The sequence below is a fragment of the Ferroglobus sp. genome, from assembly GCF_015521575.1.
Lineage (GTDB): Archaea > Halobacteriota > Archaeoglobi > Archaeoglobales > Archaeoglobaceae > Ferroglobus.
Genome location: NZ_WANY01000077.1, coordinates 15,132 through 27,113 on the forward strand (window position 1 = coordinate 15,132; position 11,982 = coordinate 27,113).

General features: G+C 44.3%; 16 protein-coding genes. 9 read left to right on the forward strand and 7 right to left on the reverse strand.

The window, feature by feature from the left end; translation table 11 throughout:
- Nucleotides 1–45 precede the first annotated feature (45 nt).
- From F7C14_RS03350 to F7C14_RS03365, 4 genes are read left to right on the forward strand one after another with little or no spacing between them, the layout of a single operon-like run.
- Nucleotides 46–1,215 carry a CBS domain-containing protein gene (locus F7C14_RS03350; protein ID WP_290899925.1) on the forward strand — a complete coding sequence of 390 codons (1,170 nt, stop codon included), beginning with the start codon at nucleotides 46–48 and terminating at the stop codon, nucleotides 1,213–1,215.
- A gap of 9 nt (nucleotides 1,216–1,224) precedes the next feature.
- Nucleotides 1,225–2,409 (forward strand): bifunctional 5,6,7,8-tetrahydromethanopterin hydro-lyase/3-hexulose-6-phosphate synthase, encoded by a 1,185-nt coding sequence (locus F7C14_RS03355; protein WP_290899927.1) that lies wholly within the window; start codon nucleotides 1,225–1,227, stop codon nucleotides 2,407–2,409.
- A gap of 9 nt (nucleotides 2,410–2,418) precedes the next feature.
- Entirely contained in the window at nucleotides 2,419–3,087 is a 669-nt protein-coding gene (tpiA, locus tag F7C14_RS03360; RefSeq protein WP_290899930.1) for a triose-phosphate isomerase, read from the forward strand.
- On the forward strand, nucleotides 3,084–3,314 hold the full coding sequence (locus F7C14_RS03365; protein WP_290899932.1) for a hypothetical protein: 231 nt from the start codon (nucleotides 3,084–3,086) through the stop codon (nucleotides 3,312–3,314). Before tpiA ends, F7C14_RS03365 begins: the two co-directional genes overlap by 4 nt.
- Here the strand turns inward: F7C14_RS03365 and F7C14_RS03370 are convergent.
- The 7 genes from F7C14_RS03370 to F7C14_RS03400 all read right to left on the reverse strand — a co-directional run bounded on the left by F7C14_RS03370 (nucleotide 3,304) and on the right by F7C14_RS03400 (nucleotide 8,920).
- Nucleotides 3,304–4,281, reverse strand: coding sequence for an isocitrate/isopropylmalate family dehydrogenase (locus tag F7C14_RS03370; protein ID WP_290899934.1), 978 nt, complete (start codon nucleotides 4,279–4,281; stop codon nucleotides 3,304–3,306). The two genes, F7C14_RS03365 and F7C14_RS03370, sit on opposite strands and share 11 nt — an antisense overlap.
- Nucleotides 4,278–4,763, reverse strand: a complete 486-nt coding sequence (locus F7C14_RS03375) for a 3-isopropylmalate dehydratase small subunit (protein ID WP_290899936.1) — start codon at nucleotides 4,761–4,763, stop codon at nucleotides 4,278–4,280. The genes F7C14_RS03370 and F7C14_RS03375 overlap by 4 nt, the downstream gene beginning before the upstream one ends.
- A 37-nt stretch (nucleotides 4,764–4,800) precedes the next feature.
- Nucleotides 4,801–5,784 carry a GlcNAc transferase gene (locus F7C14_RS03380; RefSeq protein WP_290899938.1) on the reverse strand — a complete coding sequence of 328 codons (984 nt, stop codon included), beginning with the start codon at nucleotides 5,782–5,784 and terminating at the stop codon, nucleotides 4,801–4,803.
- Nucleotides 5,785–5,818: 34 nt separating this feature from the next.
- On the reverse strand, nucleotides 5,819–6,631 hold the full coding sequence (locus F7C14_RS03385; protein ID WP_290899940.1) for a mechanosensitive ion channel family protein: 813 nt from the start codon (nucleotides 6,629–6,631) through the stop codon (nucleotides 5,819–5,821).
- The gene (locus F7C14_RS03390) at nucleotides 6,631–7,308 is read right to left on the reverse strand and encodes a DUF432 domain-containing protein (protein ID WP_290899942.1); all 678 of its coding nucleotides are present in this window, start codon (nucleotides 7,306–7,308) and stop codon (nucleotides 6,631–6,633) included. The genes F7C14_RS03385 and F7C14_RS03390 overlap by 1 nt, the downstream gene beginning before the upstream one ends.
- A gap of 39 nt (nucleotides 7,309–7,347) precedes the next feature.
- Entirely contained in the window at nucleotides 7,348–7,800 is a 453-nt protein-coding gene (locus tag F7C14_RS03395) for a bifunctional nuclease family protein (protein WP_290899944.1), read from the reverse strand.
- Between the two features lie 100 nt (nucleotides 7,801–7,900).
- Complete coding sequence (locus F7C14_RS03400; protein ID WP_290899947.1) at nucleotides 7,901–8,920, reverse strand: encapsulin; 1,020 nt, start codon at nucleotides 8,918–8,920, stop codon at nucleotides 7,901–7,903.
- Nucleotides 8,921–9,095: 175 nt separating this feature from the next.
- Here F7C14_RS03400 and F7C14_RS03405 point away from each other — a divergent pair, with 175 nt between their 5' ends.
- The 5 genes from F7C14_RS03405 to F7C14_RS03425 all read left to right on the forward strand — a co-directional run.
- Complete coding sequence (locus tag F7C14_RS03405) at nucleotides 9,096–9,563, forward strand: DUF2284 domain-containing protein (protein WP_290899948.1); 468 nt, start codon at nucleotides 9,096–9,098, stop codon at nucleotides 9,561–9,563.
- Between the two features lie 33 nt (nucleotides 9,564–9,596).
- Nucleotides 9,597–10,094, forward strand: coding sequence for an rRNA adenine N-6-methyltransferase family protein (locus F7C14_RS03410; protein ID WP_290899950.1), 498 nt, complete (start codon nucleotides 9,597–9,599; stop codon nucleotides 10,092–10,094).
- Nucleotides 10,079–10,681 (forward strand): SAM-dependent methyltransferase, encoded by a 603-nt coding sequence (locus F7C14_RS03415; protein WP_290899952.1) that lies wholly within the window; start codon nucleotides 10,079–10,081, stop codon nucleotides 10,679–10,681. The genes F7C14_RS03410 and F7C14_RS03415 overlap by 16 nt, the downstream gene beginning before the upstream one ends.
- Complete coding sequence (locus F7C14_RS03420; RefSeq protein ID WP_290899954.1) at nucleotides 10,657–11,364, forward strand: SAM-dependent methyltransferase; 708 nt, start codon at nucleotides 10,657–10,659, stop codon at nucleotides 11,362–11,364. Before F7C14_RS03415 ends, F7C14_RS03420 begins: the two co-directional genes overlap by 25 nt.
- Before the next feature lie 53 nt (nucleotides 11,365–11,417).
- Nucleotides 11,418–11,982 (forward strand): cobalamin biosynthesis protein (locus F7C14_RS03425; RefSeq protein WP_290899956.1); only part of this gene is annotated, 565 nt, incomplete at its 3' end.

The window sequence follows — 11,982 nt, forward strand, 5'->3', positions numbered from 1 at the left end:
TCTTTTTATGCTGCAAAAAATAGAGATTATCCGGGAGGTGGTGTTGTGGAAGATTGGTTGAAAGAGTTAATCAGATACGACTTCGAGATCGTTAACGCTGAAGATACAATCTCAAAGGTTTTCCCTCTTCTTGACAAACTCGATCAGGATAAGGCTGGAGCCATACTCGTGATGGAGAACGGAAAAGTTTACGGGGTTGTTAGAGAGAAAGACCTGCTGAGAACAAGTGTCCTCGTAAATCCCCACGAAACAAAGGTTAAAAGTGCTGCTATAAGAACGGGAATAATCAACATAAACGATCTAACTCTTGAAAAAGTCCTAAGGAGGTTCATAGAGGACTCGACTCCCTTTGTCGTTATAAGGGAAAACGGAAAGTACGGAGTGATATACATAAACGACCTACTCGAAGCTCTTAAAGACAGGCTGAAGGACAAAAAGGCGAGGGACGTCATGAATCCCAACGTCGTTACGATAAAGGCTCATGAAAGTGCGGCGAAAGCACTGGCTTTAATGAGGACGAACGGAATAGACAGACTTGTCGTTGTGGATGATAACCACAGGGTTGTGGGAGTTATAACCGGTAAAGATATAATTGACAGAATCGTCGCTCCAAGGAGAAGAGCAAGGCTCGGGGAGGAGAAGGGAGAAAAGGACAAAACTCTTTCAATAATGGTCGAAAGCATAATGAGTTATCCTCCGGTGACTGCTGAAAGGATGGACAATTTAGCTGACGTTGTGGATCAGATGCTCGAACATAAGGTTTCGAGCGTTGTGATAGTTTCCAAGGACAACACTCCAGAAGGGATCGTGACGAAAAAGGACATACTCGAAAGTTTAATAAAGGAGGCTGCTCCTTCCCAATTGAAAGTCGAACTCGTCACGAGGGACATAACGCTCGACGAATTTGATAAGGAAGCGATAAACAAGGATCTCGACAACTTCATGAGAAAGTTCGGAGAGTTCCTTGGAGAAAGCTACATGTTCGTTTACATAAAAAGGCATAAGGACGTTTTCAGGGCTTTACCGTTAATTCACGTAAGAATGAAGCTTACGAGCGAAAGAGGAACGTTCTTCGCTTCCGGAGAAGGTTGGGGTGTGGAATACGCCATCCACGCAACCCTCAAAAAGCTTGAAAGGGAGATACTCAAGGAAAAAGAGCTTCTGCACGATCACAAGATGATCAGAAGGTTCTACGAAGAAGTTCTTGAGTTTTAAGGTGATAGCATGGAAATGAGAATAGGTGAGGCTTTGATAGGAGTTGGAAACGAAGTTGCTCACATCGATCTGATGATAGGAACCAAAGACAGTCCAGTTGCTCAGGCTTTTGCTAACGCTTTGTCGCAGCTTTCCGCTGGACACACTCCTCTTTTGGCTGTGATACGACCTAACTTGATAACAAAACCCCCAGCTGTAATAATTCCCAAGGTGACGATAAAAGATATGAAGCAAGCTGAGCTGATATTTGGCCCGGCTCAGATGGCAGTTGCTAAAGCTATAGCCGATGCCGTCGAGGAGGGAATAATTCCGAAGGAGAGGGCTGAAGACTACCTTGTCGTCGTGAGCGTTTTCATACATCCAAAAGCGGAAAACAAGCATAAAATATTCTACTACAATTACTCCGCAACGAAACTCGCTCTGAAGAGAGCAATGCAGAGCTTTCCGGATGTCGACACGGTTCTGTATGAAAAGGACAGAAGCAGCCACCCCCTCGTGGGAAGAAAAATGACGAAGCTCTGGGATCCTCCTTACTTGCAAATAGCCATCGATATTCCGGATCTCGGTGAAGTTAAGAAAGTACTCGCCCAAATACCAGAAAGCGACCACATAATTTACGAGGTCGGCACTCCTTTAGCTAAGAGGTACGGAGCCGAGGTTATCTTGGAGCTTAGGGAAATTAAGCCGAACGCCTTCTTCGTCCTCGACTTGAAGACTCTTGACACGGGAAACCTTGAAGCGAGGATGGCGGCAGATGCGACGGCAAATGCCGTTGTTATTTCCGGACTTGCTCCGATAAGCACGATCGTAAAGGCTATTAAAGAGGCGGACAAAACGGGAATTTACAGCGTTGTGGATATGCTGAACGTCGAAGATCCTCTTAAAAGACTCGAAAAAATTAAGGAAGCTGGAGTTTTTCCAAACGTCGTGGAGCTGCATAGAGCGATAGACTCCGAGAGCGAAAAACCACCGTGGATGCTTGCGAAAAAAATAAAGGAGAAGTACAACGTTCTTGTTGCCGTTGCTGGAGGAATAAGACCGGAAAACATCGAGGAAGTTATCAGCTACGGAGCGGACATAATAGTTGTCGGAAGGGCGATAACAAAAGCCAAGGACATCGAAGGAGCGGCAAGAAGATTTCTGAACTACATGAAACCGGATACTGACCAATTTAGAATTATGACTGACTTTTGAGGTGGTAGAATGGAGAAAAAAGTTGTAATAATAAATTTTAAAGCGTATAAGGAAGGAGCGGGAAAAAACGCGTTGGAGTTGGCGAAGGCTGTTGAAAAAGTGGCTGAAAAATCCGACTTTTACTTTGGGGTAGCTCCAAACTTCTTAGACCTTGTCGAGATCGTAAAGAGCGTTGGAATAGACGTCTACGCTCAGCACGTCGATGCGGTTGAGTTCGGAAGCCACACGGGAAGAATTACCGCGGAGATGATTAAAGAGAAGGGAGCGAAGGGTAGTCTGATAAACCACAGTGAGAGAAGGTTGAAGCTCGCGGACATAGACTTTCTCGTCACCAAATTCAAGGAGCTCGACCTAATTTCAGTCGTTTGCACGAACAACGTTTCTACAACCGCCGCTGCAGCGGCTTTATCTCCAGACTTCGTGGCTGTAGAGCCGCCAGAACTAATCGGAAGCGGTATTCCGGTGAGTAAAGCGGAGCCGGAAGTAGTGGAAAACTCCGTAAGAGCTGCCAAAAATGTTAACGAAGAAGTGAAGGTTCTGTGCGGAGCGGGAATAACCAAATACGAGGATGTTGTAGCAGCCATAGACCTCGGGGCTGACGGTGTTTTGCTCGCAAGTGGAGTCGTAAAAGCGAGCGATCCCAAGAAAGCGCTTGAAGAGCTGGTGGGACTCAGATGATGCTCGACAGAAAATCGAGGTTAATGCTCATTCTCGGACTGCTGAACGACTGCTTCGGAGATTTGAGGAGCACAGTAGTGAATCTCTCTGATTTCATTTCCTCCCACCCAGATTTTAAGGAAATAGACGAGTTCAAGCTCAGAGAAATATTAAAAGACGCGCAAGAGCTGGACAGAAAAATCGTCGAGGCTATGGATAGGATAAAGAGAGAGTTGTTCACTCAATAGCTTTTAAAATTTCTTCAGCCATTTCCATCGTTTTTAGATTACCTCCGAGGTCCGGAGTTGTTTTACCTTCAGCTAAGACTTTCTCGACCGCTCTTTCTACTTTTTTAGCCTCCTCTTCGAAGCCTAAATGACGAAGCATCATCGAAGCGGTTAAAATCATCGCCGTCGGATTTGCAATTCCCTTCCCAGCTATGTCGAAGGCTGCCCCGTGAACCGGCTCAAATATAGCATATTCGTCTCCGATATTGGCTGAAGGAGCTAAACCCAAGCCTCCGACTATTCCCGCTGCTAAATCCGAAACGATGTCTCCGAACATGTTCGTGGTCACTATCACATCGAACCTCCACGGATCCATAGCGATGTACATACAAGCTGCATCGATGTAGTAGTCGTTAGCCTCGATCTCTCCATACTCCTTAGCCACTTCGTAGAAAACTCTCTTGAACAATCCGCACGTTTTTCTCATAACGTTGGCTTTATGCAAAGCGGTGACCCTCTTCCTTCCTTCCCTCTTCGCAAGCTCAAAAGCGAATCTGACGATTCTTTCGCTTGCCTTTCTGCTTATTATCCTAACAGCCTCAGCAACACCATCAACCTCAAACTCTATTCCCTTGTAGAGGCACTCCGTATTTTCCCTCACTATGACCATATCCACGTTGCTGTGAATCGACTTAACTCCCCTAAAGCTCTTAGCCGGTCTTACATTGGCGTAGGTTTCAAGTTCCTGCCTGAGCTTCACTATAACGTCAGCAGCTGTCTCCCCGGCAGCTCCAAAGAGGACTGCTTTACATTTTTTAACTTCCTCCAGAGTTTCGTCCGGCAAAGCCTTTCCGTACTTTTTCTCCGCCTCGTCTCCAGCTTCAAGCCAGACGTATTGGAAAGGCAAATTGAGATTTTCGAGGATTAGCATCGCCGCCTCAACGACTTCCTTTCCTATTCCATCCCCGGGAATTACGGCTATCCTCATATCTCTCCCCTCAAAATAGCTCTTGCAAAGTTTACGAGTCCACCCCTCCTCATTATCTCTTCAACGAACTCCGGTGGTTTTTTGAAGGGAAGTTCGATTCCCTTAGTTTTGTTGATTATAACCCCCTTATCGTAATCAATTTCCAGCTCGTCTCCGTCGTCTATCTTGCTCGTATCGCACTCTATAACTCTCAGCCCAATGTTCACGGAATTTCTGAAAAATATTCTCGCAAAACTCTTAGCAAGAACCGCCTCAATTCCAGTAGCCTTTAAAGCGAGAGGTGCGTGCTCTCTGCTACTACCGCACCCAAAATTTTCGCCCGCCACCACAAAGTCTCCCTTTTTCACTTCTTTGGCAAACTCAGGTCTTACGTTTTCAAAAACGTGCTTAGCCAGCTCTTTTGGATCATTTATAACCAAATACTTCCCCTGAATGATTACGTCCGTATCAACGTTGTCTCCGAACTTCCAAGCTCTGCCCATGGTAGAAAAATTTTAGAAGTAGTATTTGAAACCTACGCTAACCCTTCTTCTTCGACTCTTTGAACTCCTCGTATTTCTTTTTCATCTCCTCAGCTTTCTTCTCAGCACCTATTTTTTCGTAAGCCTCGGCAGCGTGCTTATACCAAGCCGGATCTTTTTCAGCTTCAGCCTCACAGTACTTAGCAAACTTGGTCCAAGCCCCTACAGCAAGCTCCTTCTCCCCAAGTTTTTCGTAGATTTTCGCCACATCCTCCCAGAAAACTCCCTCCTCTTCAGCCTCCTTCTTGTAGTATTCGAGAGCTTTCCTCAAAGCGTACTCTGCTTTCTCCTTATTTCCAGCTTTTTCATAAAGCTCAGCCACATCCTCCCAGAACCACGGTTCTTCTTCAGCATACTTCGCCAAGCACTCGGCTGACTTTTCGTAATTTCCCGCCTTTTTGTAAAACTCGGAGGCTTCCTTCCAGAAGTAACTGTCCTCCTTTTTTTCTGCAAGAGCTTCGTATAGCTGTGCTGCTTTCTCGAACTTCTCGGCTTTTTCGTAACACCACGCCGCGCTTTCGAGCAATTCGGCTTTTATGTAAGCTTCCGCAGCCTTTTCGTACAATCCCTTCTTTTCCCATTTTATTGCAGCAGCCCTATAATTTCCGGCTCTGTACAAAGACTCCGCACTCCTTAGCCTCTCGACCAAACTTAAACTCGGCTCGGAAATCCACCACAGAAAAGCTATGAAAGCCAGTCCAAAAGCCACGATCACCCAGAGAACGTGCATCGGATTCTGCCACGTGTATGTTTGATAGAGAGCGTAAGCTGAAGCCAAGAAACCGAAAAAGCTCCAAACGACATGTTTAGACTTTGCGTAAGCAGTTAAAGCGAAAACGAGAGCAAAGAGGAGCGTGAGTCCGAGGAAACCTATACCGAGAATCAACCTTAAGAGGAAAACTGCACCAAAATAGTAAACCACTCCAGCAGCAACAGCCACTATCGTTATGAAGAATGTTGCCAAAGCCAATTTTTCCCTCATGAAAGTTCATAAAAACAAATGAAAATAAAAAATTTTACTTCTTCAGCTCAAGCTCGTTGGCGAACCAAACAACTCTCTGCGGGAACGGTATCTCTATACCGTTCTCCTCAAGCTTCTTTTTTATATCTCTGAGAAGTTTCATCCTCACGCCGAACCACTCTGTAGCTGGCGCCCACATTCTCACCGAAAGAATTACCGCATTATCTCCAAGATCCTCAACGAAAACATCCGGTTTCGGATGTTTCAAAACGAAGGGGTGCTTTTCCACGACCTCCCTTATAATTTCCATAGCTTTATCGACATCATCGTTGTACTTTATCCCTATCCTGTATTCGAACCTCCTCGCAACGTTGCCCGTGTAATTGACAATGTTCGAGGTAAAAACCCTCTCGTTGGGAATTCTAACGTACAACCCCTCGTAGGTTCGAACGATCGTTGACATAATTCTTATGTCCTCGATAAAACCTGAAATTCCCTCGATTTCCACCTGATCTCCAAGCCTTACTGGCTTTTCTATCATCAAAAAAAGCCCAGAGACGAGATTCGAAACCACGCTCTGACTTGCAAAACCTATGACTATACCGGCAATCCCTCCAGCCACCAGAAGCCCGGAGAGGTTCAACCCGAGAATGGGTGCGACGGAAATCAAAGCTATAACGACTATGCTCCAGTAAACTATTTTCGTGAGAAGCTCAAGCTGATCCCTCTTTATTTTGTCAGCAAGAGCTCTCCTTAGGTTTAGGGTTACGACTTTCGCAAGAATTACTGCAAAGAGAATTACAGCCACTACAACCAGAACATCGGCAACCGTCACATCTCCGTAGACCTTCAAACCGAGCAAATCCATCAGAATCCCCACTCCATAACAAATTTTTTCCCTACCATCGGGATCTTTCTGGCAGTGTAAAGCTCTAAAGACTTCTTTCCGATTCTTCTATCCACAAACTCAGTCTCAGCAACTTTTTCCGAGAGAATTCTAACTTCAGCAAACGCCACAACGCTTTCACCGTAGTATATCTTCATCCCGTAAACGTCGAAAACGAGTTTCTCAACTTCCACCCACTCACTGCTCGAATTACTTATCTCAACCTCAAGTCTACCTTTGACGAAGTCCTCTTCTTCCTCAAAAATCTCGCTTCGCCAGTAACGACAAATAACACCGCTCCTCGGGTCTCCGTAAAGGGTGTACTTGGGTTCAACGAAGCTAAAAACGTCCAAAACCTCAAAGCTTTTCTTCCCAGCCAGTATTACGGCAATTTCGATCGGAAATGTTAGGCTTATCTTCCCACTACTCTTCGGCTCCACCACCATCGGCTTATCGAATTCGATCAGGAGGAATCTCGTTATGTTCTTAGGTAAATTAACCGGCTCAACAGGGTTAACAACAACCCTCCCGCTTTCAGCTACTACGACTTTCTTCAGATCGCCCCTTCTGTAAATTCTGAAGCCATTTTCTTCGAAAATTCCAAGCTCCAAGTCCCTAATTTTCAGGTGAAAATTCTGAAGATCGTAAACGCCGTACACAAAGAGAGTTTCGCTGAACAAACTTAAACTTTGTTCTTTTTAAACGAAACTTTCGAAGTCAACGTAATCGTCGGGAATCTTGTCTATTCCTCCAACTTCGTCGATCACCGCTTTTCGCACGAAAATAGGAGCTTTCGTTCGCAAAGCTATAGCAATACTGTCACTCGGTCTTGCGTCAACTTCAACTTCTATGTTGTCCACTTCCAAGTAGATGGTAGCGTAGTACGTGCTTTCGATTATGTCGTCAATAACGACTCTCGCCACTCTCGCTTTTAATCTTTGGATGATCTCAACTATCAAATCGTGGGTCATCGGTCGAGGAGGAGTCTGATTCTTTAAAGCTGAAAAAATCGCAACTGCCTCTGGAATACCTATATAAATCGGAAGCATTCTACCATCTTCCAGCGAAAGAACGACAACTGGCGACATGCCGAAGACGGTAGTGGCTGCGTAAACACCTTTAATCTCCGCTTTGAGTAAATCACTTTCCATCTCATTAACCCTATCCCTATCAATTATTAAACGTTTTTGATTGAAGATATAAAGACAAATTTTGAACTATATTATTAAAAATTTTTATTTATTTAAAAATTTATTTTGATTTTTCGAGGACAATAACAGCTTTCGGATCTTTTAACCTTAGGTCAAGGGCTTCCATCGCCATGAAAACAACAGAGTCGTTTTCAGGTCCGATTTCGTTCAATTCAAGCTCATGACCAATCACAACATCCAAAACACTCGGAGTGTTCGCAAAAACTATCACTTTCTCCTCCACTTCCGGAGAAACGACAATCCCTCCAGAAAACACTTCCTTAAGAACTTCGATAACGGTTTTTCCGCTCTTATCGTGAACTTTCAGCAGCTTCGAAAATCTTTCTGGACTTATTATCATCGCAAGCTTTCCCGACGTGACTTTCGAAACCTCTCCGGCTGCTTTCATCAACTGCTCTATGCACTCATCACTCGTTTCCCAGTCTCCAAGCTCCATCTTCTTCCCGGCATCGAATCTGGAAAGTATCTGTTTATCCTCCGCTTTAGCTATCAACTCTCCAGCTCTTGTCGCTACCGACGGGTCGAAGCTTCCGTCTTTCAGCTCCCTTATGCCAATGGAAAACCTCTGGGTTATGAGAGGTATCTCCCTGAACTCCTTTTTCGAGACGCTAACGACTTCTCCAGATTCTATCAGATCGACTCTGTAACTCTGAGCATGAACCTTCGTTTTAGGCAGAATGTTGATAATTCTTCTTCCCCTCTCTACTCCATCCATAAACGCTTTTTTCAAAACTTCGAAGTAGTCGTTCCCTCCATCGTTAAGTTTCGTCTCTATTCCGGTCATCTCCTTTACCTCTTCAAAGCCTTTTTTTAACTCTTCAACTTGCTCCTCATCAAGTTTTAGCAGCAAAGCAGTAAATTCCCCCACATGAGTCTTTTCCTCCCTTGCAATATCGAGGAAAACTTTTTTTATGTCCTCATCCTCGATAAATCTTGCCATCTGCTCGTAAAGGTTTATAGCGTCGTGTTCGGCTATGATTGCCAGTCTAATAACCTCCATGAGCTCTTCCCTTGTGTAAGGTTTGTCCCTCGATATAACAGTCGGATTGATCGAAAGCATGATTTACAGTATTGGTAACTCTTTATAAACTTTTTTGTGACCTCTTTCCATAGATGGAACGTCTAAAACCTTTTAATCTTAGCTTAAAGAGTTACCGTTTGTTTATCATTTTTATAAGCTTTCTCCAGTGGAAATGAAGGGGGTTGTTTTTTAATCCCCTCCCAGATTTGAAACCATGATCGAAGAGCTAAGAGAGTACTTCAGCGAATTCGACGCTGAGGTTATCGAATTCGATCCGAAAAACGTGAAAATCGATAGAAGGGCGAGATGGAAGTGCATGTTCGGATGCAGCTACTACGGTAAGCGCTTTTCCTGCCCTCCTAACGTTCCCGAAGACTACGAAGAGTTCATAAGGAGCTACAGAAAGGGATACGCTATTCTCCTCAGATTTAACAACTACTTTGAAGATAAGAGGAAAGCTCAGGAGAAACTCGTGGAGTTTGAAAGAAGTTTACTCAACAGGTATCCCCTCGCCTTCGTCCTATTTCCCGGAGGGTGCGATTTGTGCTACGAGTGCAGCTATCCAGATTGCAAGAGGCAGGAAGATGTCAGACCAACTCTTTCCTCTGTCGGATTAACTGTTGAGCAGTTCGGGATAAAAGTTGGGGACAACAGGAATGTTGCGATTCTCCTACTTGAGTAAAATTTTTTTGATGAATAGTTAAATTACTTTGAGATGAAGTTTACGAAGGATGAGGTCATAGGGGTAGCTTTTTCGAAGCTCAAACCGAAAGGAGATGAAATTTTCGCAGATGTAGGAGCAGGAAGTGGAGCCGTAACAGAATTTTTCTATCCTTACGTGAGAAAAGTTTACGCTGTGGAGATCGACAAGAACATTTGCGAAAACCTCAGAGAAAAGTTTAAAGGCAACGGAAAGGTTGAGGTTCTCAACATAGATGGAAAAGAGTTCTTCGAAAGTTACGAATGCGATATAGCTTTCATAGGAGGGACTAAGAGCCTTGAGGAAATGATAGAGGTTTGCAACGCGAAAAAAGTTGTTATTTCTGCCGCAAGGGTTGAAGTTGCTGTTAAGGCTTTGGAATGTTTGAAGAAGAAAAAGGCTTTCGAAGAGATAGTGATCGTAAATATTTCCAAGAGCTACGATCTTGCCGGAGGGACTGCTTTCAAAAACCTAAATCCGGTTTTTCTGGTGGTCGGATGCTTTACGGGGTAAGTTTAGGTCCGGGAGATTTCGAGCTTTTAACTCTGAAGGCTTATAGGATTCTGAAGGAGGTCGAGGAGGTGATAGTCCCGGGTGAGCTTGCTTACGAGATCGTGAGAAAAATAAGGGAGCCAAAGCTCGTGAAAATTCCCATGGGGAGAGCGGAAGAAGTTATAGAAGAGCTCTCCTCAGAACTTGCCGAAAAATGCGTTGAAAAAGACGTGGCTTTCGCAGCTCTTGGAGATGTCGCCTTCTTTTCAACATTCCAAAAAATTGCTGAGAAGGTTACGGAGAAGAACAAGAACGTTGAAATCGAACTGATTCCCGGAGTACCAAGCTTCACATCGGTCTTCTCTAAACTGAAACTCTTCGTCAACGCTCCTCTCCTAATTACAACTCCCGAATTTGAAGAAGTGAAATTCAAGGTAGTTTTAAAAGCGAAAAATCCGAGGAAAATTTCAGAAACTTTCAAAAAAGACGGTTTCGAAGTAGTTCAGGCTGAAAAAATATTCATGGAAGGAGAGAGGATTTGCAAACCCGAAGATAAAGCTTCATACTTCACGATGGTGGTGGCATGGAAGGGAAAGTGTACTTTGTAGGCGCCGGACCGGGAGACCCCGAGCTCTTAACTTTAAAAGCCTATAAACTTCTAAAGGAGGCAGATCTAATAATTTATCCCGGATCTCTTGTTGAAGAGGAGTTTCTTAAGGAGTTTAAAGGGGAAAAAGTCAACAGCTACGGAATGAAGCTTGAGGAAATAGTTGACTTGATTGAAAAAGCTGTGAGAGAAGGAAGAAAGGTCGTGAGACTTCAAAGTGGAGATCCAAGCATTTACGGAGCGATAAACGAGCAGATAAGGGAGCTCGAAAAGAGAGGGATAGAGGTTGAAGTCGTTCCGGGAGTTAGCAGCGTGTTTGCTTCAGCAGCTACTTTGAAATCGGAATTGACATCTCCGGACGTTCCGTCGGTTGTAATAACGAGACCAGCTGGAAAAACTCTAAAAGAGGACGAGATTGAGGAATTCGCAAAAACGAACTCGACTCTCGTCATTCTTCTTGGAGTTAATAAAATCGACGATATCGTAAAAAAGGTTTCCAAACATAGAGGCTTCGATGAGCCGGCTGCCGTTGTTTACAAAGCTTCAAGGAAAGATGAGAAGGTTATAGTCGGAACGCTCAAAGATATTGCGGAAAAGGTAAAGAAAGCGAGGATAAAGAAGACCGCTGTGATAATTATAGGCAGAAGTTTAAAAAGAGAGGGGAGGTCGGTACTATACGCATAGCGGTTGTTGGATTCGAAAAAGACAGGGATAAAATTGAGAAAATCGCCAAGTTTTTGAAAGCCGATCTTTTCCTATACGAAAAGGGAATCTGGGAGAAAATTATCGACTACGATTGTGTAGTTGCGATGATGCCAAGCGGGATAGTGATTAGGCAAATCTGCCCCCTCCTCAAAAGCAAGTGGGAAGATCCGGCTGTCGTGATCGTTGACAAATCAATGAGTTACGCAATTCCAATCCTCGGCGGTCATCACGGAGGAAACGAGGTTGCCAAAAAGCTTGAGGAAATGGGAATGAAAGCCGTCATAACTACGGCAATGGAATTTCAGGAGGGTTTGTTTATCGGAATAGGATGTAGAAAAGGTGTTAAAGCTGAAGAAATATCCAAAGCTGTGAAAAACGCTGTTGAGGAGGTTGGTGGAAGCTTTGAAGACGTTGTTGCTTTCGCCACGACCGAGTTGAAAAAGAATGAAAGAGGATTAATCGAATTCGCTGAAAAGTTGAAGAAACCGCTCATCTTCCTGAAAAAAGAGGAGTTGAATTCCGTGAAAGTAAAGAAGAGTAAAGCGGAAATCGTTGGATTGAACAGCGTCGCTGAAGCTGCAGCTCTTTACGTATCAA

Coding starts and splice junctions, on each gene's coding strand:
- F7C14_RS03365 (WP_290899932.1), top strand. CDS start 3,084: ATGATGCTCGACAGAAAATCGAGGTTAATGCTCATTCTCGGACTGCTG.
- F7C14_RS03375 (WP_290899936.1), bottom strand. CDS start 4,763: ATGGGCAGAGCTTGGAAGTTCGGAGACAACGTTGATACGGACGTAATC.
- F7C14_RS03395 (WP_290899944.1), bottom strand. CDS start 7,800: ATGGAAAGTGATTTACTCAAAGCGGAGATTAAAGGTGTTTACGCAGCC.
- F7C14_RS03420 (WP_290899954.1), top strand. CDS start 10,657: ATGGAAGGGAAAGTGTACTTTGTAGGCGCCGGACCGGGAGACCCCGAG.
- F7C14_RS03400 (WP_290899947.1), bottom strand. CDS start 8,920: ATGCTTTCGATCAATCCGACTGTTATATCGAGGGACAAACCTTACACA.
- F7C14_RS03405 (WP_290899948.1), top strand. CDS start 9,096: ATGATCGAAGAGCTAAGAGAGTACTTCAGCGAATTCGACGCTGAGGTT.
- F7C14_RS03355 (WP_290899927.1), top strand. CDS start 1,225: ATGGAAATGAGAATAGGTGAGGCTTTGATAGGAGTTGGAAACGAAGTT.
- F7C14_RS03370 (WP_290899934.1), bottom strand. CDS start 4,281: ATGAGGATAGCCGTAATTCCCGGGGATGGAATAGGAAAGGAAGTCGTT.
- F7C14_RS03380 (WP_290899938.1), bottom strand. CDS start 5,784: ATGAGGGAAAAATTGGCTTTGGCAACATTCTTCATAACGATAGTGGCT.
- F7C14_RS03385 (WP_290899940.1), bottom strand. CDS start 6,631: ATGGATTTGCTCGGTTTGAAGGTCTACGGAGATGTGACGGTTGCCGAT.
- F7C14_RS03415 (WP_290899952.1), top strand. CDS start 10,079: ATGCTTTACGGGGTAAGTTTAGGTCCGGGAGATTTCGAGCTTTTAACT.
- tpiA (WP_290899930.1), top strand. CDS start 2,419: ATGGAGAAAAAAGTTGTAATAATAAATTTTAAAGCGTATAAGGAAGGA.
- F7C14_RS03410 (WP_290899950.1), top strand. CDS start 9,597: ATGAAGTTTACGAAGGATGAGGTCATAGGGGTAGCTTTTTCGAAGCTC.